Source organism: Aliikangiella aequoris (assembly GCF_053709105.1).
The window spans coordinates 2587619-2611339 of record NZ_CM132298.1 but is presented as its reverse complement, the minus strand read 5'-3'; the positions used below and the strand labels follow the sequence as shown (position 1 = coordinate 2611339).

Here is a 23721-nt window from a genome sequence, read left to right as displayed (position 1 = left end):
GCTTTTTTCTATTGAAATTATTTTTACTCGCATTCATTTATCTGTATAATCCCGCTTTGGCTGCATAGCCCTTCTAAAAATGGTGACTAATAACATGCGTATCATTCAAGAAGCTCTCACGTTTGATGACGTTCTGCTTGTTCCTGCTCATTCTCAAGTTTTGCCTAATCAGGTAAACTTAAAAACTCGTATTACGAGAGATATTGAGCTAAATATCCCTTTAGTGTCTGCCGCAATGGACACGGTAACCGAAGCGAATCTTGCTATTGCATTAGCACAGGAAGGCGGCATTGGCTTTATCCATAAAAATATGGACATTGCCACTCAAGCGTCGGAAGTGTTAAAAGTTAAGAAATTTGAAAGTGGTGTTGTAACTGATCCCATTACAGTTACTCCTAACACGAGTATTGCCGATTTAAAAGAGATTACCTCGCGTAACGGAATTTCAGGTTTGCCCGTTGTAGAAAATGGTGAGCTACTTGGAATTGTCACTAGCCGCGATATCCGGTTTGAGACCCATCTAGATCGCCCTGTATCAACAGTTATGACTAGAAAAGAAAAGCTTGTCACAGTGACCGAGTCAGCGACTCAAGAAGACGTACTTAAATTAATGCATCAGCATCGTATTGAAAAGGTATTGATGGTCGATGACAATTTTAATTTAACCGGTTTATACACCGTTAAAGATATCCAAAAAGCAGAAGATAAGCCAAACGCGTGCAAAGATAAGCTCGGGCATTTACGCGTTGGTGCCGCAGTAGGTACTGGCCCAGACACCAATGAGCGTGTTACGGCTTTGGTTGCAGCTGGGGTAGATATCATTTTGGTCGATACTTCTCATGGACACTCTCAAGGCGTGTTAGATAAAGTTAAATGGGTCAAAGAAAACTTCCCTAAAGTTCAAGTTATTGGTGGAAACATTGCCACGGCTCAAGGTGCGAAAGATTTAGTCGCAGCCGGTGCAGACGGAGTTAAAGTTGGGATTGGCCCAGGTTCTATTTGTACCACCCGAATTGTAACCGGTGTGGGCGTACCACAAATTTCCGCGGTAAATAATGTAGCAGAAGCATTAGAAGGTACTGGTGTACCGCTGATTGCTGATGGCGGTATTCGTTATTCAGGCGATATGTGTAAAGCGATTGCTGCAGGCGCGTTTTCAGTGATGGTAGGTTCAATGTTAGCAGGTACAGAAGAAGCTCCTGGTGAAGTTGAGTTATTCCAAGGTCGCTCCTATAAGTCGTATCGTGGCATGGGCTCTTTAGGCGCTATGCAACAAAAACATGGTTCTGGCGATCGTTATTTTCAATCTTCAAATGCTGCCGATAAGTTTGTACCAGAAGGAATTGAAGGGCGCGTGCCTTATAAAGGTAGCTTAACTGCTATTGTTCACCAAATGCTAGGTGGCTTACGTTCATCAATGGGCTTAACCGGTTGTGGTGATATTCAAACTTACCGCACTAAAGCTGAATTTGTAAAAGTGACCGCCGCAGGCATGCGCGAAAGCCATGTTCATGATGTTCAAATTACGAAAGAAGCGCCTAACTATCAAGTTTCTAAATAGCGCGTTTAATCTTTGTATTGATTTAAACATGCGATTAATTTAAAAGACTTAGTAAGCCGCAAATCACCGAATGGTTTGCGGCTTTTAAGTTTTTAACTATTTTTATTGAGTCGCAGTTAAAAAAGTGACTCCTATAGACATTGCTGACAAAAGGTAAATACTATGTCCACAGATATTCATGCGCAAAAGATCTTAATTCTTGATTTTGGTTCGCAATACACTCAGTTGATTGCGCGTAGGGTACGAGAATTAGGCGTTTATTGTGAACTTTACCCGTTTGACTTAGAAGCCGAAAGAATTAAAGAGTTTGCGCCAGATGGCATTATTTTATCGGGTGGACCAGAAAGTGTTACCGCATTAAATACACCACGAGCCAATGACTTAGTGTTTGAACTTGGTGTGCCGGTTTTAGGGGTTTGTTATGGAATGCAAACTATGGCACATCAACTCGGCGGTGAAGTGGCTAGCTCATCTAAGCGAGAGTTTGGATATGCCAAAGTACGTCATGCAGCTAAGTCTAAGCTATTTGATGGAATAGAAGACCATATGGAAAATGCCGTTGGGGTTTTAGATGTTTGGATGAGCCACGGCGATAAAGTCACTAAACTGCCAGAAAATTTTGTCACCATTGGCGAGTCAGATAATGCCCCGTTTGCCGCTATGGCCAATGAAGAAAAACAGTTTTACGGCGTGCAGTTTCATCCTGAGGTCACTCATACTCACCAAGGTGGACGCATCTTAGAGCGATTTGTGAGAGATATTTGTCAGTGTGAAAAGTTGTGGACTGCCGACAATATAATTGAAAATGCGATTAACGAAATTAAGCAGTTAGTCGGAGACGAAGAAGTGATTCTTGGTTTGTCTGGTGGCGTAGATTCATCGGTAACCGCCATGTTGTTGCACCGAGCCATAGGGAGCCAGCTAACCTGCGTGTTTGTTGATAATGGTCTATTACGCTTAAACGAAGCCAAACAAGTTATGGAAATGTTCCATGAAGGCTTTGGCTTAAACGTGATAAAAGTTGATGCTGAAGAGCAGTTTTTAAGTGCGCTAAAAGGTGAGGTTGACCCGGAAGCTAAGCGTAAAATTATCGGTCGAGAATTCGTTAATGTTTTCCAACAGCAAGCGCTCAAGCTAACCAGTGCAAAGTGGTTAGCTCAGGGGACTATTTATCCTGACGTAATCGAATCTGCTGGAGCGAAAACCGGCAAAGCGCATGTGATTAAGTCACACCACAACGTTGGCGGTTTACCTAAAGATATGACGCTCAAATTAGTTGAACCGTTACGCGAGTTATTTAAAGATGAAGTACGCAAAATTGGATTGGAATTAGGCTTACCCTACGATATGTTATATCGTCATCCGTTTCCGGGGCCAGGACTCGGCGTTAGAATTTTAGCTGAAGTAAAAAAAGAATACGCAGACTTGCTAAGAAAAGCTGATGATATTTTTATTCAAGAGCTTTATAACCACGACTTGTACCATAAAACCTCTCAAGCATTTACCGTGTTTCTTCCCGTTAAGTCCGTTGGAGTTATGGGAGACGCGCGCAAATATGATTATGTTGTTGCTATACGCGCGGTGGAAACCATTGATTTTATGACTGCACGTTGGGCTCATTTACCTTATGAATTTTTAGAGCTAGTTTCTAATCGAATTATTAATGAAGTCGATGGGATATCTCGGGTCACTTACGATATTTCTTCTAAACCCCCTGCGACAATTGAGTGGGAGTAATAGGGCAACGCTAGCTTAATGCTAGCGTTTTATTTTCTGAAAGACGAATACTTGGTATTTCAGCGAAACCCGGCTTTAATTTCATACAGTTTACGATTAAATGTTAAAACAATTAAACCATGAATACTGGATGCAACAAGCTTTAGGCTTGGCTAAAAAAGCTGAGTCACTAGGAGAAGTACCTGTGGGTGCGCTACTCGTTAAGGATGATAAGCTTATCGCTGAGAGCTTTAACCAGCCTATAAAAAATAATAATCCCTGTGCCCATGCAGAAATATTAGTGCTCCAACTTGCCGGAGAAAAACTTAATAATTACCGGCTAATTGATAGCACGCTGTATGTAACGCTAGAGCCCTGCGCAATGTGCGCAATGGCCATGGTGCATGCCAGAATAAAACAGGTTGTTTATGCTGCACCAGAGCCAAAAACAGGAGCAGCGGGAAGTCTTTACCAATTGTTGCAGCATCCGGCTCACAATCATCAGGTTGAAGTTATTAGTGGAGTTTGTGAAGTGCAAGCTGTCGAACAAATACAAAGTTTTTTTCGACAGCGTCGCAAAGAGAATAAACAGAAAAAATCTTTAAGTTAATTAACCTTTTAAAAAATCTGACTCAATTAATTCTGGGAGCATAGGTTTTGAGTAGTAATAGCCTTGTATACGCTCAATTTCAAGGTTTTTGCATAGTTCAACCCCACCAATATCTTCTACGCCCTCAGCAGTAATAATTAACTCTAGTGACTTTAACATGGCGGTTAAGCCTTTAATCAGCGCGAGAGAGCGCTTTTCTTCATAATTAAACATCAATGACTTATCTATTTTTACTACATCTATCGGTAAATTTTGTAGATGAGAAAGTGAAGAAAATCCCGTTCCAAAGTCATCAAGTGCTATTGAACAACCTAATTGTTTTAATTCGTGAATGACGTGTGAACGTTCATTAGGATTTTGTATAAATGCGGTTTCGGTTAACTCAAATTCAATCGCAGGGGCATAAAGATTGTTCTTGGAAATTTGCTCTGCGATAAATTCAGGGAGCTTATCGTCGCCTAGTTGTACCGCAGACAAGTTTATAGCCATGGTGAGATTGCTGGAGTAGAGTTTTTGCCACTTAGCCAACTGCATAAAGGTTTCTTCAATGATCATTCTGCCGATATCAATAATTAAACCAGACTCTTCTGCAATACCAATAAACTCATCGGGCATTATGAGTTTCTTGCCGCTTTCCCAGCGCACTAAAGCTTCAACACCTAATACTTTATCATCTAGAGGTGATATAACCGGCTGGTAAAATACGATAAACTCGTTGTTACTAATGGCATCTTTTAATTGATTTTCAACATCATATCGGCGTATAAAATCTGCCTGCATTTTTGATTCGAAAAAACATAACTGATTTCTACCATTTTTTTTGGCGCGGTACATCGCTATATCTGCAAATTTAAATAAATCGTCTGAATTATTTGCATTTTCGGGAAAGGTTGACAGGCCGATACTTGCACTGATTTTTAAGATGGTTTCACCAATATGAAAAGGTTTTTCCAAAACCCTTAATATTCGCTGTGCCACCATGCTAATTACGCGTAAATCAGTGACATTTTTTAATATTATGGCAAATTCATCTCCGCCAATGCGAGCAAAAACCTCATTGCCTCGCAAACAACCATTGATACGATTGACGACTCGCTTTAAAAACAAGTCTCCAAAGTCATTGCCGTGGTGGTCGTTAATATATTTGAAATGATCTAAATCAAAAAGTAATAAAGCAACTCTTTCTTGACTGCGCGCAGCATCGCTAATCTCACTGCGTAAGCATTTTTCAAATAAATAGCGATTCGCTAATCCAGACAAAGCATCAATTTCAGCTAATTGCTTTACTTCTTGGTAGCTTCGCAATAGCTTCTGTTCTAACTCAAACCTTTCTCTCGCTTGCGAAATTGCTCGGTGTAGGCGAGAAGAGGTTACTTCTGATTTCATTAAAAAATCATGTGCACCTGCTTTAATACAACTTAACGCAAGCTCGTCGTCCTCAGAGTTACTCAGTAAAATTACCGCAACGCTGTGTGACTGCTTCAAATTTTTAATTTCGATTAGCAGTTCAATGCCATCCTTTTGCGGCATACGGTAGTCCGACAAAACAATATCGAATTTGTTTTTTTTGAGCTCTTCAATAGCATCATCTACTGAAGTTTTCTCAACAAAATTACATTGACTGATCGTTCGACTGAGAATATGTTTGATTTCTTCTCTATCTACATAGTCATCATCAACAATGAGTATATTCAAACTTAAACCTTAAATAACTTTAATAAAACGTGTGAAAGTAAACTGGCTTAATTAGCCATTACTAGGAAAGTGGACTACTTTCCAGTAACCTTCTAATAGGTTAACAACATTAAGAAATTCGCTGCCAGTTTGGTCTTTGACGAAATATCCCGCAATCTGTTTTTTATAACTTTCAGTGATGTCTCTATCATCTTTAGATGTAGTTAACACAAAAACAACACTGTCTTTTAGATCATCGTCTGAGCGAATCGCTTCTAGAAATTCAAGCCCATTCATTCTAGGCATTCTTAAATCTAGAAGTATAATATAGGGCCGTTCGATTTTTCCAGTGCGCAACATTTCTAGTGCTTCGAGGCCGTCACGGGCCCTCACAATAGGGTTGCTAATGCGCTGCTTTTTAAACTCTCGCGTTACCGTCATGGCATCAATGTCATCGTCTTCAATTAAAAATAGTTTGACTTCTTCGGTCATATTTTTTCCTCTTTATCATGATTAAGATAAACAATTTTCCAGTACCCGCCCAGTAATTCTATGATATCTTTAAACTCTTTGCCAACTTGGTCTTTAATAAAATAGCCGGCAATGTTTTTACTATAACTGAGTGCAATGTCTTTATGATCTTGAGACGTTGTTAAAACAAAAACTACCGTGTCTTTATGTTTTTCAATTTCTCTTAAATCGTTCAAAAACTCATGCCCATCCATTCTAGGCATTTTTAAGTCGAGCAAAATAACAAAGGGCTCTTTGATCTGACCGTTTTTAAGCATTGCCATTGCTTGTTCGCCATCTCTTGCTCTTACTATAGAGTTGCTAATTTTATTTTTCTTAAATTCACTTTCCAATAGCAAAGCGTCAACATCGTCATCGTCAACAATGAAAAGCGTTATCTCGCTAGACATCTTAAAAATTTCCAGGATTAGATTTTGGCCAGTTTAAGTGAATCCGGATGCCTCTACCCTCATGGGGTTCGATTTCTATACTGCCCTTGTAGTGTTCAATGATTTTTTTAGAGATAGCTAGCCCCATGCCACTGCCTTCCACTTGATCTCTAGCCTGTAAGGTTTGGAACATTTCCATTGCCTTTTCATGGAGTCTTGGTGGAATGCCGGGACCATCATCAGTAAAAGTAAAGTGATAAGAATTTTCAGACTCTTTGCAAATAACGCCAATGTCGGCGGTATCTTTATCATGGTGCTTAATTGAATTCGATATCATGTTTCGCGCAATAATTTCGAATGGAATTCTAGGCAAATAGAGTTCTTGAGTGTCTGCGGTTAATTTAACGCTGTCGCTATGATCTAAGTAGTTAAATATATTGGTCACCGATTGGCTAAGCTCAAATGCCTCGCTTGGGTAGTTGATTCGGCCAATTCTAGAATAATGGAGTAAGTCATCAAGTAACTTATTCATTCGTTTAGTTCTGCCTTTCAGCAACGCAATATGTTCTTGAGACTGTAAGGGTAAAATGCCTTTGCAGTCTTCCTCTATCCACGCGATAATTTTTTTAATGGCGTTAAGTGGCGACTTTAAATCGTGTGAGGCGACATAAGCAAATTGTTCTAGGTCGTAGTTAACTTCTTTTAAACTTTTAGCTTTTTCTTTTAAATCTTTTGTCATGCTGTCAGCTAGTTTAATAGCTTTGCGGTTTGCATTAGCCAGAAAAACAAACAATATAAATAGCAAGGAGTCAATTGTTAACCCGCCAATTAATATTAATAAAGGCTGGGAGTTTCTTGCGGCTTCAGAAAATGTATTATTGCTGGTAATGACAAAACTCCAAACTCTACCGTGCATTGTGATGTCTTTCGTAGTGATGAAGTCAGCGTTAATTTTTTCTTTCCCAATAGATTCATCCTTAGTGTTTGTAGTATCACTAAAGAGCAAGGTTTCGCCATCGGATATGCGAACATTCACAAGCCGATTTTTCTTGTCGAGGGTACCTTCCATTAACTTGTACATGATAAAAGGCGCATAAGTAGCACCGGCAATTTTGGCTCTGCGCTCTGTTATATTATTGGGGCTATCACCATTTTGGTAAAATGGCACATAGAATAAGAAGCCTGGTGTTTGCTTTTCGTCTTGAACCAAAGTGATCGGTCCTGTCACTTGTGAAAGCCCAGTATCTCTGGCTAAAGCGGCGGCATTATAGCGGTTGTCTTCAAAAGCAATATCAAGTCCAACCGCTTTTTTATTAACATCGACCGGCTCAATATAAGTAATTGGCCATAAGTCGTTACGTGAATGGCTTGGATGAACTGAAAAGTCTTTACGCTGCAGTCGTTGCTGGGCGATAAATGAATCTAATTTTTCTGGAGCAATATTAAAAATAACGCCTATACCATTGACACCAGGAAACCGTTTATCTATGTCTAAACTATGGGAAAAGTTATACCATTGTTCATGGGTGACAAATCCTTGGTTAGCATCAACATAAGCCGCGCTGGCTTGCAATACATTTTCATATAGCTCCATGCGCTCTTTGACAAGCTGTATTACTTGGTCAACTTCTCGCTCAAAGCGTTGTTGCTTATTTTTCTCTACTTGATTGTCAGAAATAAACCAAGCGCCTAGAGTCAAAATGAGTGAGAGAATAACCACGCACCAGTGAATCCAGCTAAGTCTAGCTAATGGCATATTTAAATTATCTGAACTTGATTGCGGAGCTTCGGGTTGGCTCATATTTATTACCACAAAAACTTATATTGAATACCCAGTGCTAAATTATTTACATCACTGCGACGGTATTGATTAACTCGGTATTCAGCGATTAAATAAAGATCGTCAATAAGCTGAAAGCCAAATTGAGCTTCACCTACAATGGGGTTGCTAGGTATGCTTGCTGGAAGATTTTCGTTAAATGTATGGTCGATAAAACCAGCGAGGTAAAGGCGGTTAGAGATATAAGGAAACTTCATAAAGAAAGAATGCTCTAATTGCCATACGGATTCACTTCGATGATCAAACTGTATGGCATGCAAATTAATCGCATATTTTAAGTTTATGCGCTTAAAAAAGCTGCTGAGACTATCGGTATCATTAAACCGCCAGCGAACCCCTAATCTATGTCTGTCGTTATTAGTTCCTGTGCGAAAATTGGATTGCCAGGTTAAATCGAATGGTGAGCTTTCAGATACTTGCCAGCGAATGTTATGTTCAGTGTAAAAGCTAGTGGTATCGCTTAGCTCTGAGCGATCTGACTGGTTTGCGAAATTGGTTAAGCTAAAGTATGAAAGGCGGTTGCCTAAATTAGCTGCTGCATTAATTGTTATGGTGTTGTCACCGCTCACGTCAGTCATGTAAGGGTAAACATTAAAGTCAATAAACCCGCCTTTAGTTTTTACTGCGTGGACTAAATTTGGCATAAGTAGGCTAAAAATAAGCATGCTCATACTGAGTAGCTGGGGGAGCCTCGTTCGAAAGCGCTGCGTCATTGTTATTCCTTTTGCTTTATTAGAGGCCACTGTTACAGCTCAGTTTGGCTCAGCTAATAGGATGTTGGTTGCTTTTTTATTAATATTTGTGCTTAATGCACTTTAAAGTTAGTCCAGTTTTGCTGATTTCGCCATTTAATTTACAACCTAAATAGCGCAAGTTACTTAAAAACACCTAACTTGACTTTAAAAATAAGCAAGGCTAACAACTTATTGATTATGAAAGAATTAATTAAAAGGCCTAGAAAATAATAGAGAATAAAAATAGGAGAATAAGAATGTTTAAAAAGTCAAAAGCCGCAGTTAAAACCATTAATATTATAGCTCTCATTTGGAATATTCTTGGATTAATGGCATTTATCATGCATTTAAGCATGTCGCCGGAAATGATTAGCCAATTACCGCCTGAGCAACAGGCTTTGTACACTAAAGTTCCTGATTGGCTTGAAATTGCTTTTGGTGCTGCAGTTATAGGTGGCACTTTAGGGTGTATTGCTTTGCTAATCGGCAATGCATTTGCAGTCCCTTTGTTTATCATTTCTTTAATTGGGGTGTTAGCGCAAAATTATCATTCATTTTTTATGAGCAATACTTTTGAGGTTATGGGCAATAGCGCCATGGTAATGCCTATTTTAGTTATTCTTATTGCAATTTATTTGGTGGTTTATTCACTTAAACTACGTAAAGAAGAGCATATTAAATAGCTGTTTTTCTTAAAGCTGTATTATAACTCCACAACTAAAGGCTTAATCCTTGGTTGTGGTGTTATTTAAAACCTTTCTTATTCCCCTGTTTTCCCCAAGTAGTTTTTCTTTTGATGTCCTGTCGCATTGATTGCACCGCTTTTTCAAGTTTATCAGTTGCTTATTTTTACAATGAACAAGCTGCTGACTTGCCACTCTTTGTGGATTGGCTTGAGTTGCCGCAAAAGCGGATTTCGCTTGCCGCTCTAGCTGAGCTATCTAGCTAACTTACTGTATTTAAAGCCTAAAATAACTGGCACAAGCTTTGCATTTAAGCTTGTGTAGAAATCAATTTTGGCTCAACTAATTGTACACAGGCGGTCAGAGGCTAAATTAATTGAACAATTGGTTACTGCAGCGAAGGAAGTAATTAACCATTTAAAGTGATTAATTAGCCGCAGCTAAATTAAATTGTGTTAGCGGCTAACTAATCACGGTAAGACAGAGCAACGGTAAAACTATGTCAATCAATTTTGAGAAAGCATTCGGTATTCATGCCACAGCACTAAACTTGAGAGCTGAGCGTGCCAAAGTGCTCGCTAATAATTTAGCTAATGCGGATACACCTAATTTTAAAGCAAGAGATATCGACTTTAGTAAGGCGCTTCAGCAAGCTCAAGGAAATTTAGATAGCAGCTTAAAAAGAACGCATGCCAACCATATTGATTCTAAAGTCGGCACAGAAATTCCTGGCTTGTCTTATCGTATCCCTTTGCAGCCAGATACCGGTGACGGTAATTCGGTTGACGCTCAAATTGAGCAAACAAAATTTGCAGAAAACGCAATGCAATATCAAACCTCATTGCGGTTTTTAGATGGAAAGATCAAAGGCTTAATGCAAGCAATACGTGGAGAATAACAGTGAGCTTATACGATATCTTTAATATTAGTGGTTCGGGAATGTCGGCGCAAAGTGTTCGCTTGAATACCACTGCGAGTAATATAGCCAATGCTGATAGCGTTGCGAGTAGTACCGAAGAAACTTACAAAGCAAGACATCCTGTTTTTGCCGCAGTACTACAAAATGCGACTTCAAACGCTACCTCAGGTGGCGTGGCAATAAAAGGCATTGTTGAGTCTCAAGCAGCGCCTGTTGCGCGGCACCAGCCAGACAACCCTTTGGCGGATGAAAATGGCTATGTTTATGCGCCTAATATTAATTTAGTGGAAGAGATGGCAAACATGATATCTGCTTCTCGTTCTTATCAATCGAATGTGCAAGTTGCCACTATGACTAAGCACTTACTTAATAAAACCTTGACCCTAGGCCAATAGACTAAGAGAAACTCATTATGACTAGTTCAGTTACGCCAACAGATTACTCCAATATTGGCCTTCAAAATCATACCGAGCAAACCAGAGAAATTAAAAAGGAGCTTGGTCAGGCAGACTTTTTAGCCTTGCTTACAACCCAGCTAGCTAATCAAGATCCTTTAACGCCGGTTGATAATAAAGAATTTATTTCGCAAATGTCACAATTTGCTAGTTTAGACAGTTTGCAGTCATTGGTTAGTGGCTTTGATGAACTGACTAACTCACTGACATCTAATCAAGCGCTGCAAGCCTCATCCTTAGTTGGCCGAAATGTTCTAGTTCAAGGCGATACAGGGCTACTCACAGACAATACCTTAATTGCGGGTCAATTAAACCTAGATTCAACCACGCAAAATATTCGTTTCGAAATCAAAGATCAGACCGGCCAAGTTGTTAGAAGTATGGCGATTGGAACACAAGAAGCCGGTGACATTGATTTTGTTTGGGATGGCAATAATAACGATGGCGAGAAAATGCCACCCGGACTCTACACTGTTGCCGCTTATGGGCAAGTTGGCGGCACCACCGAACAGCTTAAAACATCAATGGTGGCTCGTGTAGAAAGTGTTAATTTAGGCGGCCCTGGTGGCCAATTATTGCTGAACCTAGCAGGTTTAGGTGAAATAAAATTTAATGAAGTTAAAGAAATCGGTTAAACAGGAGAGCGGTTATGTCTTTTAATACAGCCTTAAGTGGTTTAAATGCGGCACAAGCAGAGCTAAATGTTACTGCAAATAATATTGCCAATGTAGGAACAACGGGTTTTAAAGAATCTCGCGCAGAATTTGCCGATATTTTCTCGACTACGTCGTTTGGTAGTTCTGGTACAACAATTGGTAATGGGGTGCTACTTGCAAATGTTGCACAACAATTTAATCAAGGTAATTTAGAGTTTACTTCAAACACTTTAGATTTGGCTATTTCCGGCGAAGGCTTTTTTGTTTTATCGCCTTCGGAAAGTAATAGCAACTCTATTTTTAGTCGTAATGGTGAAATGGGGGTGGACAATAACGGGTTTGTTGTTAATAACGCCGGGGCGCGTCTACAAGTTTTTCCAGTAAACGCAGATGGTACGGTTACCGCAACCAGTTTATCAAGCACAACATCATTGCAGCTTCCACAAACTGCGGGCGTACCAACAATGACTTCTTTGGTTGATATTGGTATTAATTTGCCGGCCAATGCTGCGGTTTTAGATCCCAACTCTTTTGACCCACAGCAAGCGTCAACATTTAATGCGTCAACGTCATTAACGGTTTTCGATTCGCTCGGTGAAAGCCACGTGGTGACAGCTTACTATACAAAAGTCGCTGATAATCAATGGGCAACTTATTACAATACGACTGACTCTAATGGCGTTAACTTGCCAATAGATATTGCTGGTGGCACAGCAGGCGCGGGTGGTCAGCTTTACCATTTAACCAACTTTGATAATACGGGTAGTTTTCAGTCAAATACACCGGATCCAATTATTACTACGGCTATAGATTTTAATAATGGTTCCGATCCAACTCAAACCTTAAATTTAAACTATGGCAATAATAATACGACTCAATTCTCATCGGCATTTACTGTAAATGTTTTATCTCAAAACGGTTTTCCTATAGGAAGATTAACAGGAGTTGAAATTTCTGATAGTGGTGTTGTAAGAGCTAATTTTTCTAACGGACAAACTACCGCTTTAGGAAAAATTGCGCTTGCTCGATTCCAAAACGCGCAAGGTTTAGCGCAAATTGGTAACAATGCTTGGGAAGACTCTATTGATTCGGGCACACCTTTAGTGGGCGAAGCATTAACTTCGAGCTTTGGCCAAATTAGAGCGGGTGCACTAGAAGTTTCTAATGTTGATTTAACCGCGCAGTTAGTTAACTTAATTTCAGCGCAGCGAAATTTTCAGGCAAACGCAAAATCAATTGAAACAAATAATACAGTGACTCAAGCAATTATTAACATTCGTTAGCGCGTAATGCTTCCTATTACCTAAGAGAGTTTGTTCAGGCTCTCTTAGGTCGTTTCAACTTAGCTACCAAGACTTATCGAGAATCTCTATGGATAACATGCTTTATATTTCAATGACCGGTGCGCGAGAAACTTCAATGGCGCAAGCTACTGCTGCTAATAACCTTGCTAACGCCAAAACCTCAAGCTTTAAAGCTGACTTAGCTCAGTTTAGAGCGATGCCTGTGTATGGCGAAGGATTAGCGTCGCGAGCTTTTGCAATGGCAGAAAGGCCTGGCTATGACTTTTCTCCTGGCAGTATGAAAACAACTGGCCGAGATTTGGATATTGCAATTCAAGGAGAGGGTTGGTTTGTTACCCAGAACGAACAGGGTGAAGAGCTGTTAACGCGACGAGGCGATTTAAAAATTACCGCCAATGGTGAGCTATTAAATGGAGCTAATCAACCCATTTTAGGCGAGGGTGGGCCAATTGCGCTTCCGCCTTTTGAAAAAATTGATATTGCTAAAGACGGTACCATCACGATTCTGCCCTTAGGCGCTGAAGCTAACGCCATTGCCGTACTCGATCGCATCAAAATGGTCAAACCGGATCCGGCAACGCTAGATAAAAACGCTCAAGGTCTGTTTAAAAGTATTGACGATGAACCTTTTGTGGCAGACGCAGCAGTTAGTTTAAGTAGCGGAGTGCTTGAGTCAAGTAATGTGAGTGTGGTTGAAGAGTTAACCAATATGATTTCTCTTTCACGCCAATTCGAAGTTCAAGTGAAATTAATGTCATCAGTTGAAGAACGTGGGCGATCTTTGGATCGATTATTGCAACCTTAATTCTATCAGACCTAAATAGTAGAAATATTGACAATTAGACGTGTCACTTAGGGTGGCAAAAAGAGGTAAAGATTATGCATCCAGCATTATGGATTTCAAAAACTGGGCTAGAAGCACAAACCAAAGATTTAGCTGTTATTTCAAATAACTTAGCTAACGCTGGAACAGTTGGTTTTAAAAAGTCGCGAGTCGCTTTTGAGGATTTATTTTACCAAAACCTACGTCAGCCCGGTGCTGACTCGTCGCAAGATACCCGTTTACCATCTGGTTTACAGCTTGGTACCGGGGTGAAAGTGGTTGCAACTCAAAAAATTCATACTCAGGGTAATTTTCAAACTTCAGAAAATCAACTGGATATGGCAATTCAAGGTTCTGGCTTTTTTCAAATTCTTATGCCTGATGGTTCTACAGGTTACACCAGAGCGGGTAACTTTACTCTGGATGAAAATGGGCAAATTGTTACCCAAGGAAGCGGCTATGTTTTGCAGCCTGCAATCACTATTCCCCAAACCGCAACCAGCATGAATGTGTCAATCGACGGCACAGTGACGGTGCAAGAGGCGGGGCAAGCAGCAGCAACTAATATTGGCAATATTCAATTGGCAGACTTTATTAATCCAAGTGGCTTACAACCCATAGGTGAAAACTTATTTTTAGAAACCGGAAGCAGCGGTGCGCCAGTCATTGGTACTCCGGGACTCGATGGGCTTGGTGCGGTAAGAGGCGGGCAACTTGAAACATCTAATGTTTCAACGGTTGAAGAGTTAGTCGCAATGATTGAAACCCAGCGAACTTATGAAACCAATGCCAAAGTACTTTCTGCAGTTGACCAAATGTTGCAGTTTATTAATCAAACACTTTAGTTGGATAGATTTTATGTACCGTTTATTAGATAAAGTTAAGAGTGGTGCTAAGCAAGTCAAACTGGTGAGTTATTCTTTTATCTTACTGAGTTTGTCCGGGTGCACTACGGTTTATCAGAATGCAAATGCTGGCGATCCGGAATGGGCACCGGCATACCCAGCAATGAGTGACACCAGTCAAAGCAACCCTGGTGCTATCTATAATCCTTCATCTAACCAAATGCTATTTCAAGATAAAAAAGCATTACGAGTTGGTGACATTATTACGATCGTTTTAACCGAGAATACCAACGCAAGCAAAAATGCCGATACTGAAGTGGCAAAAGATTCAAGTACCGAACTATCTGCGCCTTCGATTTTTGGCAATGTACTTTCGGTCGGTGGTGGAATGGCTGACTTAAGTGTATCAAGCGGCGGTCAAGCAAGAAGTTTTAAAGCTGAGGCCGATTCAGCTCAAAGCAATAAATTAAGTGGCACTATTACAGTGACCGTACATCAAGTCTATCCTAACGGAAATTTAATGATAAAAGGCGAAAAATGGATTTCGCTAAATCAAGGCAGTGAGTTTATTCGAGTTGCAGGACTGATTAGACCGGAAGATATTGATAAAGATAATCAAATACAATCTACAAAAATTGCGAATGCAAGAATTTATTATGGTGGAAAAGGAGTATTAGCCGAGGCAAATGAGTCAGGTTGGCTAACCCGATTTTTTAATACTGGCTGGTGGCCTTTTTAGACTCCTTTAAGCTTAGGAAACTATTTCAAATGAATCAGAATTTAAAACAGTATCATCAAAAGTTTAGCTTCGTACTCCGCTTATTTATAGTCGGTGTTTTGGGAGTAATTCCTTTAGCTAATGCCGAGCGACTGAAAGATATTACCAGTGTACAAGGTGTACGCGAAAACCAGTTAATTGGTTATGGACTTGTGGTTGGCCTTGATGGTACGGGTGAAAAAACTCGCTATACAGAACAAACTTTTCGCACTATGTTAGCGCGCTTCGGAATTAACGTGCCACAAGGTAGCCAGTTAAAACTAAAGAATACTGCGGCGGTTGCGGTTCATGCGACACTGCCTGCTTTTGCTAAAGCCGGACAAACGATTGATATAACCGTTAGCAGTTTAGGTGAAGCAAAAAGTTTACGTGGTGGCACGCTATTAATGACTCCGCTACGTGGAGCAGACGGGAAAACCTATGCTATTGCGCAAGGTAACTTAGTGGTTGGTGGTTTTGGTACTCAAGGTAGTGACGGTTCTAAAATTACCGTTAACCACCAAACTGTGGGTAGAGTGCCTAACGGCGCAAGTGTTGAGCAAATGGTGGAGACCAATTTTTTGACTCATGACTATCTAGTATTTAACTTAGATAAACCAGACTTCACTACCGCAGTAAGAGTTGCTAAAGCCATTAACGATTTAGTTGGTTCAAACACAGCCAAACCGATTGATCAAACCTCTATTCAAGTCACTGCTCCAAGAGATGCTGCACAGCGCATAAACTACTTGTCTGTATTAGAAAATATTGACGTAAAGCCGGCAGAATCAATTGGCAAAATAGTGGTTAACTCTAGAACGGGAACAATCGTTATTGGTAAACATGTTAACTTAAAAGAAGCGGCGATCGCACATGGCAATTTGATAGTTAAAATAAAAGAAAACCAAACCGTGAACCAACCTTTGCCATTAACACAAGGTCAAACCGCGATTAACCAAGATACCGAACTGGAAGTTGTGCAAGAAGATACACGCATGTTTCATTTTGAGCCAGGGGCTACTTTGCAGCAGTTAGTTGAAGCAGTTAACGCGGTGGGCGCTGCGCCGGGTGATGTTATGGCTATTTTAGAAGCGCTTAAACAGGCTGGCGCAATTAGCGGTGAGTTGGTGGTCATTTAAAATGAATTCTTTAGCTGATACTTCTATTACCCAAAGTGCATTTACTCAAGCGAGTATACACTCGGATCTGAGTTCATTGGATAGTATTAGAAAACAAGGGCTTACCGATGAAAAGGGGGCGATTGCCAAAGCGGCGAAAGAGTTTGAAGCATTCTTTATGAATATGCTCTTTAAAAGTATGCGCCAAGCGAGCGAAGTGATTAGTGAAGATTCGCCATTTAATAGCCAACAAGAAAAAATGTTTACCAGTATGTTAGATGAGCAAATGAGTGTTGAGCTAAGCCAACAAGGAAACTTTGGTATTGCGGAATTGATGATTAGCCAGTTAACCAATTCGCCGATTGAGCCGGTCAAGAAAACGATTAAATACATTCCTCCAGTTGATCAAGTCGCCTTAAAGGTGAATAGCTTAACAAGTAATCCTTTAGCTAATAATAAAACGTCTAACGAGCATGGGGCTAGTAAACTCAGTGAAGCAGCAGCGGTTAGAAAAGTAGATAAAGCCACTCAGTCAGTTAGCATTAGCAGCTCAAACGCTAGCGAAAAAGTAGCCCTTGAACCTGAGGCTATAACTAATTCCTTAGTTGACTCGTCTGCTCTAGAGACTCGTAAAGTTAAAGTCGAAAAGAAAGCGCTGTTTGATAATGCCAAAGACTTCGTCGCTTCACTTTTACCGGTTGCTACTAAAGCGGCAAAGCAGTTGGCTGTTGATCCTAAATTATTACTCGCACAGGCTGCACTAGAAACTGGGTGGGGTAAATATGTTATGCATGATGAGGCGGGTAAACCGGGATTTAATTTATTTGGAATAAAAGCCAATAATGCATGGCAGGGAGAAAGTATTGTCGCTGATACCTTAGAAGTAGAAAATCAAGCGTTTAAGAAAGTAAGTGCAGCGTTTAGAAAATATCACAGCTTACAAGAATCATTTACTGATTATGTTAACTTTATAAAAGGAAATTCACGTTATCAAGGCGCGGTGAAGGCATCGAGTGATGAAGCGAGTTATGCTAATGAGTTACAGTCTTCGGGATACGCCACTGATCCTAACTATGCAGAAAAGATTTTAAAAATTTACCAGATGTTAAAAACATCTGATTTAGATTCAAGTGAGCAGTAAGTTGTACTGAATCGTCTTGAAAAGAGAGATTAAATTATGAGTATATTCGATATTAGTGTTTCTGGATTGTTGGCAAACCAAGCCTCAATTGCGACTACCTCGCATAATATTGCGAATGCTAATGTTGATGGCTATTCTCGCCAAAGAGCAGAGCATACTAATCGTTTACCGCAGTTTGTTGGTGGAAACTATTTAGGTTCTGGAGTGGAAGTTGGTGCAGTCCGTAGAATATTTTTACAGTCACAACAGTTAGAGTTACAAAATACCACATCTGAGTTTAATAATTTTGATACATTTTTAACTCAAGCATCGAGAGTTGATAGCTTACTTGCTGATAGTGAAAATGGTGTTAACAATGCGATTCAAAATTTCTTTTCCGCTTTGCAAGGTGTTTCAAATGATCCTGCATCAATACCTGCAAGACAAGTAATGCTAAATGAAGCTCAAACGATGGTTTCTCGGTTTCAATTGGTTCATTCGCAACTAGAAAGCCAAGTCAATGAAGTGAACGGTAGTATTCGCTCTATCGCAGATGAAATATCTTCATTGGCCGACTCAATTTCAAAATTAAACGTGGCTATTACCGGTTCACCTGGCGATTTTCCACCAGATTTACTCGACCAAAGAGACCGTCAAATTAATCGATTAAGTGAATTAGTGAATGTACAAACTATTCAGCAAACCGATGGTAGTCTCAATGTATTTATTGGAACAGGGCAGTCGTTGGTTGTTGGTAGTTTAGCCAATAACCTAGAAGCATTTGCAGATCCACTTGATCCTAGAAGTATGCGATTAGCGCTGACTAATGCGTCTTCCAACGTTGACATTACCGATAATTTAAGTGGTGGTAAGCTCGGCGGTTTACTGACTTCTGTTGAAGAAATTATTGAACCGGCATTTAATACACTCGGAAGGGTAGCAATTGGTATCGCTGCTAATTTTAATCAGCAGCATGAGTTAGGACTCAATTTAAATAACCAGTTAGGGGGAAACTTCTTTAACGATATAAACTCTGCGAGTTTAGAAATTAGTCGTGTGGGATCGCCCGCTAGTAATACGGGTAATGCGGCGTTATCAATTACCATAGATGATCCTTCTTTAGTCGGTGATTCAAACTATCGCCTCTTTTTATCTGGTGGTAACTATCAATTAATTGACCAAACAACCAATGCAACAGTCGCTACCTTTTCGCCACCAGCAACCGTACCTAACAGCGTTCAAATTGTTTCGGAAGGTATTAGCATTAACTTTTTATCTGGCGCTGCTAATAATGGCGACCAATTTGAAATTCAGCCTAGCCGAGATTTCGCGAGGGACTTAGATGTTGTATTAACCTCGGCCGAGCAAATAGCTGCAGCTTCACCAGTAAGAGGCGAGCAGCTTTCTTCAAATATAGGTTCTGGCAGTATTTCTGCAATTAGCGTTACTGACACCACGACGGCTCAATTTACTACAACCCCAGGAAGTTTATCACCACCGATAAGGGTTAGTTTTGACGCCACACCAGGAGAGTTTTCTCTTTATGATATGAGCTCGGGGACGCCTGTGCTTTTGGCCGGCGGTATTAGCGGATTTGTTCCAAACCAAGAAAATAATATGCTTGCTTTAGCTGGAGCGCCTTACGATAGTTATGGCTATGAAGTCACTATTAACGGTGAACCTCAACCAGGAGATAGCTTTGATTTAAGCTTTAACACTAATGGCTCTGGAAATAACGCTAATATGAGCTTGCTTGGTGATTTACAATTAGCCGCGACTTTAGATAATGGTAAATCAAATTTTCAACAAGCGTTTGGTCGAGCAATTAGTCAAATAGGCGTTAAAACTCAGTCTGCCGAAATTAAACGCGGCGCTGCAGAAAGTCTTATGTTTCAAGCTCAAGAGCGAAAAGAAAGTACTTCGGGTGTTAACTTAGATGAAGAAGCTGCCAATTTAATTAAGTTTCAACAAGCCTATGAAGCTTCCGCGCAAGTGATTAGTGTTGCTCGTACTTTGTTTCAAACTGTGCTTGATTCGGTTAGGTAATCAGTATGCGACTATCTACAGCTCAAATGACAAACTCTGGCGTACGCCAAATGCTCTTAAGGCAAGCTGAAGTGCAGCACACTCAGCTTCAATTGGCGACTCAAAAGCGGGTGTTAAAGCCTTCTGATGATCCTGTAGCTGCCACATCAATTAACTTTTTGCGTGCTGAAATTGCTCAGCTAGAACAGTTTAATAAAAATGGTGATGCGGCAAAGGCTAGCAATGAGTTAGAAGAAAGTGTTTTATCTAGTAGCACAGATATTTTATTTCGAGTGAGAGAGCTAACCGTTCAACTTGGCAATGGAGCCTATGGTGAAAACGAGTTGGATAGTATCGGCGTTGAACTAAAAGAGCGGCTGGCAGAGTTAGTCGGTTTGGCTAATACGCGTAATGCAAACGGTGACTACTTATTTTCTGGCAGTAAAGTGAAGACTCAGCCCTTTGTTAAAGATGCTGCGGGAAACTATATTTATAATGGCGATCAAAATCAGCGTTTACTGCGAGTTTCAAGCGGAACCGTAGAGGCAACTTCTGACTCGGGATTTGAAGTTTTTCTCAATGTTAAAAATGGTAATGGCAAGTTTGCAACTTCCGCGAGCATTGCAAATACAGGAACAGGCATAATTGATCCTGGAAGCTATCAAGCACCGCCAAATTTTCTTGCTGAGCCTTACACCATTACCTTTGGAACAGATCTTAATGGAAACACTACCTATCAAGTCGATGGAGTGAACTCTGCAACCAATATTATTCCTGCTACCGTATGGAATTCTGGAGATGCGATTAGTTTTAACGGCGTTAACACGCAAATTCAAGGAGAACCGCAAGCCGGCGATGTTTTTACTGTGAGCCCGAGTAGCTCTGAAGATTTGTTTGGTAATATCCAATCAGCGATTAATGCAATTGAAAACTATACAGACAGCGATGCAGGGCGGGCGGCCTTTTCCAACCAAATTAATGGCATGCAAGAAACACTCGATCGGCATATGACCAACATTGACATTGTCAGAGGTAAAGTTGGCAGCCGCCTTAATGCCATAGAGTCTGAAAGTAATAGCAATTTAGCTTTACTTGTTACCAGTAAGTCGACTTTATCTGATGTAGAAGATCTTGATATTGTTGAAGCGTCAACTCGCTTTTCACAGCAGCTAGTGGTACTTGAAGCCGCTCAACAAAGTTTTGTTAGAGTACAAGGGCTTAACCTGTTTAATTTTCTTTAACACACTATTTTAAACTTAATAGCTAGTTTGGAATTAATAGCTGCTTCGTATTGTCTCTAACTTATGCCGACTAGTTGAATATCAAGTTTCGACTTTGCCGTATAGTGAACAACTTCCCCTAGCGAGAAAATTTTGATTAGAATGCCAACATGGACTGCTCATGGAGGCCGATTCAACAGGAATAAATTCGCTGGAGGGGTTGTGTTTTCTAGAAAAACTGGATAACGTGAGTTCACATTCAAAAGGTTGTCGCACAATTCGCATATCGCGCACCGTGCACAATAATTAGTTGTTATGCCTACTAGAATATGAAGCATCTGCTAGCCCAAAGTAAAAACTACCGACTCTACGGAGTTTATGAAGAAGCGCAGCTTGAAGGAACTGATATTGATGATTATCTGGTCGTTGGTGACTTCTATGGACATGTAGAATGCGCTTGTATTGACCAGGGCGAAAAGTGGTGTGCTATTGGTGGAAATGGATTGATTATCTATAAACTAGAACATCCACTTGAACCTTATCGATATGATCATAAAACGAAACAGTGGGATGAGCTATAGCGTTCTGATAGCGATTGGTATCCCGAAGTTATTTATCAGATAGATGAAGTAACATTACGAATGGTAATGGATGTATATGCGGAAGCGAAAGGTGTATACGATCTAAACATTAATTCGCTCGAGCTTACAAAGAGAGTATAAATGCATAACCATTCATTGGAAACGGCGCGAAAAACACGCGTCTCAATTTGGCGTTAGTTGACTTACCGATGTCGGCACTCGTTAAGGCCTAAATGATAAAATCAATTTTAAAGGACTTAAATAATGAAAGTTTTTCCCCTTCTAGTGTTGTTATCTATCTGGGCAAGTAGCTCTTGTGCTACGGATGATTTCTCTGCCATTGATAAATATGTTAACGCCGCAAAAAAAGAAATAGGCTTGCCTTATGGCACTGCTATTGCTGTTGTTAAAGAGGGGGAAATTGTTTATGAAGGATATTTTGGTTACGCCAACATCAAAGAAAAGAAGAAAGTAACTTCTGAAACTGCATTCTATATTGCCTCGATAACAAAACCTATGTTTGCTTTGTCCACTTTACTGTTGGAACACAATGGAGATATTAATGACAGCACTTCAATGGCTAAAATGTTCCCTAAGCAAGACTTTCTGAATATAGATGCAGATAAAGTTCAATTAAAACACTTGATGTCTTGTTCTTCAGGCATCAACAATGATGCACTTTTAAAAACTTTAGCTTTCACCGGCAACCATAATCTTAAGCAACGTCATGCTCTTTTAAGTGCTTCGGTTAAAAATGAAAGGAATCCTTTGGGGCAATTTGAATATACCAATCTTGGTTTTAATATTGCTAGCGTATGGATTGATGACTTCTACTCGCAAGGCTGGCAAAAGATATTATCAGAGACAATTTATCAACCACTTGGTATGAATCATACTAGTTCCTTCATGAGTGACGCCACTAAAAAAGGTATTGAGGTAGCTCGTCCTTATGGATTAAAAGGTAAAGATCCTGCAGCAATTTTACCGTTTGAAAAAAGCGATATAACTATGCATGCAGCTGGTGGAACTATTGCAACGGCATCTGATCTAGGGCTATTTTTAATCGCACAGCTCAATCAGGGAATAGTTAATGGAAAACAAGTTTTCCCTGCAGAAGTAATCAAAAAGTCTCACCAACAATTAGTCTCACACAATGCAAGTTTTCTTGATTTTAAACGTACTGGTTATGCATGGGGCTGGCAAATAGGCCCATACAAAGGAAGTCGAATGCTTCATCATTTTGGTGGTGTTGCTGGTACTCATACTCACAGCTCTTTTATTCCAGAGCACAATATTGGTTTAGTGGTATTGAATAATGAGAATCAAATTAGTCAATATTTGACCAATGCTATCAGTGATATCGCTTATAGTATTTTACTTGATGAAGGTGATGCCAATAAAAAGGCAGAAAAGCATATTTTAGCGATGCGAATGAGAGCTACTGAAGTGAAAGCAAACATTAAAAAGTGGGACGATATAAAGGCAAGAAAAGCATCCTCTAGAGTTATGAAACTTAGTCTGGAAAAACAAAAATATGTTGGAGTATTTCATCATCCTCTTTGGGGACAACTAAATATTAAGCTGCTTAAATCAGGTGCTTTTGAAGTGAGATTAGGTGCTATTAGTACAATAGCAACAGCTTATACTAAGTTGGATACAATGCGGGTCGAGTTCTCTGAAATGAATGAAGGAGGCAAAGTTTTAACATATAAATTAAAAGATGGCGAAGTTAAAGGCTTGTCGCTTTTCGGAGAAAACTTTAACAGGATATAACTAAAAAAAAGAGGGGTAAAATCCAACTAACACTTATACACCGTTCTCTAGTCAATAAGCAAAAGTAATTTATTTCGGTTACCTCAGTAACCAAATAGTAGTTAGTTATATCATCTATTTCGTTTGTCGTTTGAGCTGTGACGTCAACCGCTTACACAAACACTTAGTGAGGCTCTTTTATCGCAGCCTCACCACAACCTATCCCATTTCAGTCCTTAGAGTGAACAGGTCACTACGACTGCATGGATGTAGGAGTTAGAGTAACGCAGGTGCAGCTACCACGACATTCATCGGTTAACCCTGTGTTGGCACTATTTAAGAGACGGGTTGCTGTTTATCCAATTAGAATTAGGCTCCACTGTCCGGTTTACCGCCACTAACTCCTCCCTCAAAAGGGGAACGCCGATG

At 40.1% G+C, this 23721-nt stretch carries 22 protein-coding genes; 17 read left to right on the top strand and 5 right to left on the bottom strand.

The window, feature by feature from the left end; all coding sequences use genetic code 11:
* Positions 1 to 94 precede the first annotated feature (94 nt).
* The 3 genes from guaB to tadA all read left to right on the top strand — a co-directional run bounded on the left by guaB (position 95) and on the right by tadA (position 3887).
* Positions 95 to 1561, top strand: coding sequence for an IMP dehydrogenase (gene guaB, locus ACUR5C_RS11255; RefSeq protein WP_454465224.1), 1467 nt, complete (start codon positions 95 to 97; stop codon positions 1559 to 1561).
* A 162-nt stretch (positions 1562 to 1723) separates the two neighbouring features.
* Positions 1724 to 3298 (top strand): glutamine-hydrolyzing GMP synthase, encoded by a 1575-nt coding sequence (gene guaA / locus ACUR5C_RS11250; protein WP_454465223.1) that lies wholly within the window; start codon positions 1724 to 1726, stop codon positions 3296 to 3298.
* Between the two features lie 100 nt (positions 3299 to 3398).
* On the top strand, positions 3399 to 3887 hold the full coding sequence (tadA, locus tag ACUR5C_RS11245) for a tRNA adenosine(34) deaminase TadA (protein ID WP_454465222.1): 489 nt from the start codon (positions 3399 to 3401) through the stop codon (positions 3885 to 3887).
* Here tadA and ACUR5C_RS11240 read toward each other — a convergent pair whose 3' ends face one another.
* Genes ACUR5C_RS11240 through ACUR5C_RS11220 form a run of 5 tightly spaced genes read right to left on the bottom strand, consistent with a single transcriptional unit; the run spans position 3888 to position 8944 of the window.
* Positions 3888 to 5582: a two-component system response regulator gene (locus ACUR5C_RS11240; RefSeq protein ID WP_454465221.1), complete on the bottom strand. Its 1695-nt coding sequence runs from the start codon at positions 5580 to 5582 to the stop codon at positions 3888 to 3890. It lies immediately after the preceding gene.
* Between the two features lie 51 nt (positions 5583 to 5633).
* Positions 5634 to 6053, bottom strand: a complete 420-nt coding sequence (locus ACUR5C_RS11235) for a response regulator (RefSeq protein ID WP_454465220.1) — start codon at positions 6051 to 6053, stop codon at positions 5634 to 5636.
* Entirely contained in the window at positions 6050 to 6481 is a 432-nt protein-coding gene (locus tag ACUR5C_RS11230) for a response regulator (protein WP_454465219.1), read from the bottom strand. The genes ACUR5C_RS11235 and ACUR5C_RS11230 overlap by 4 nt, the downstream gene beginning before the upstream one ends.
* Before the next feature lies 1 nt (position 6482).
* Positions 6483 to 8261 (bottom strand): CHASE domain-containing protein, encoded by a 1779-nt coding sequence (locus tag ACUR5C_RS11225; protein WP_454465218.1) that lies wholly within the window; start codon positions 8259 to 8261, stop codon positions 6483 to 6485.
* A 5-nt stretch (positions 8262 to 8266) separates the two neighbouring features.
* On the bottom strand, positions 8267 to 8944 hold the full coding sequence (locus ACUR5C_RS11220) for a hypothetical protein (RefSeq protein ID WP_454465217.1): 678 nt from the start codon (positions 8942 to 8944) through the stop codon (positions 8267 to 8269).
* 347 nt (positions 8945 to 9291) lie between these two features.
* Between ACUR5C_RS11220 and ACUR5C_RS11215 the strand changes: the two genes are divergently transcribed.
* The 14 genes from ACUR5C_RS11215 to ACUR5C_RS11150 all read left to right on the top strand — a co-directional run bounded on the left by ACUR5C_RS11215 (position 9292) and on the right by ACUR5C_RS11150 (position 23313).
* Positions 9292 to 9717, top strand: coding sequence for a hypothetical protein (locus ACUR5C_RS11215; protein ID WP_454465216.1), 426 nt, complete (start codon positions 9292 to 9294; stop codon positions 9715 to 9717).
* A 499-nt stretch (positions 9718 to 10216) separates the two neighbouring features.
* Entirely contained in the window at positions 10217 to 10615 is a 399-nt protein-coding gene (flgB, locus tag ACUR5C_RS11210; protein WP_454465215.1) for a flagellar basal body rod protein FlgB, read from the top strand.
* Between the two features lie 2 nt (positions 10616 to 10617).
* A complete protein-coding gene (flgC, locus tag ACUR5C_RS11205) occupies positions 10618 to 11031 on the top strand; it encodes a flagellar basal body rod protein FlgC (protein WP_454465214.1) in 414 nt (137 codons plus the stop codon).
* Positions 11032 to 11048: 17 nt separating this feature from the next.
* Entirely contained in the window at positions 11049 to 11726 is a 678-nt protein-coding gene (locus tag ACUR5C_RS11200; protein WP_454465213.1) for a flagellar hook assembly protein FlgD, read from the top strand.
* A gap of 14 nt (positions 11727 to 11740) precedes the next feature.
* Positions 11741 to 13030 carry a flagellar hook protein FlgE gene (gene flgE / locus ACUR5C_RS11195; RefSeq protein ID WP_454465212.1) on the top strand — a complete coding sequence of 430 codons (1290 nt, stop codon included), beginning with the start codon at positions 11741 to 11743 and terminating at the stop codon, positions 13028 to 13030.
* An 88-nt stretch (positions 13031 to 13118) separates the two neighbouring features.
* Complete coding sequence (flgF, locus tag ACUR5C_RS11190; RefSeq protein WP_454465211.1) at positions 13119 to 13856, top strand: flagellar basal-body rod protein FlgF; 738 nt, start codon at positions 13119 to 13121, stop codon at positions 13854 to 13856.
* A gap of 74 nt (positions 13857 to 13930) precedes the next feature.
* Positions 13931 to 14719, top strand: coding sequence for a flagellar basal-body rod protein FlgG (flgG, locus tag ACUR5C_RS11185; protein WP_454465210.1), 789 nt, complete (start codon positions 13931 to 13933; stop codon positions 14717 to 14719).
* Positions 14720 to 14732: 13 nt separating this feature from the next.
* The gene (gene flgH / locus ACUR5C_RS11180; protein ID WP_454465209.1) at positions 14733 to 15458 is read left to right on the top strand and encodes a flagellar basal body L-ring protein FlgH; all 726 of its coding nucleotides are present in this window, start codon (positions 14733 to 14735) and stop codon (positions 15456 to 15458) included.
* A 29-nt stretch (positions 15459 to 15487) separates the two neighbouring features.
* On the top strand, positions 15488 to 16615 hold the full coding sequence (locus ACUR5C_RS11175; protein ID WP_454465208.1) for a flagellar basal body P-ring protein FlgI: 1128 nt from the start codon (positions 15488 to 15490) through the stop codon (positions 16613 to 16615).
* A gap of 1 nt (position 16616) precedes the next feature.
* Positions 16617 to 17735 (top strand): flagellar assembly peptidoglycan hydrolase FlgJ, encoded by a 1119-nt coding sequence (flgJ, locus tag ACUR5C_RS11170; RefSeq protein ID WP_454465207.1) that lies wholly within the window; start codon positions 16617 to 16619, stop codon positions 17733 to 17735.
* Positions 17736 to 17771: 36 nt separating this feature from the next.
* A complete protein-coding gene (gene flgK / locus ACUR5C_RS11165) occupies positions 17772 to 19760 on the top strand; it encodes a flagellar hook-associated protein FlgK (protein WP_454465206.1) in 1989 nt (662 codons plus the stop codon).
* Positions 19761 to 19765: 5 nt separating this feature from the next.
* Complete coding sequence (gene flgL, locus ACUR5C_RS11160) at positions 19766 to 20980, top strand: flagellar hook-associated protein FlgL (RefSeq protein WP_454465205.1); 1215 nt, start codon at positions 19766 to 19768, stop codon at positions 20978 to 20980.
* Between the two features lie 308 nt (positions 20981 to 21288).
* Positions 21289 to 21540, top strand: coding sequence for a hypothetical protein (locus ACUR5C_RS11155; protein ID WP_454465204.1), 252 nt, complete (start codon positions 21289 to 21291; stop codon positions 21538 to 21540).
* 264 nt (positions 21541 to 21804) lie between these two features.
* A complete protein-coding gene (locus ACUR5C_RS11150) occupies positions 21805 to 23313 on the top strand; it encodes a serine hydrolase domain-containing protein (protein ID WP_454465203.1) in 1509 nt (502 codons plus the stop codon).
* Positions 23314 to 23721 lie beyond the last annotated feature (408 nt).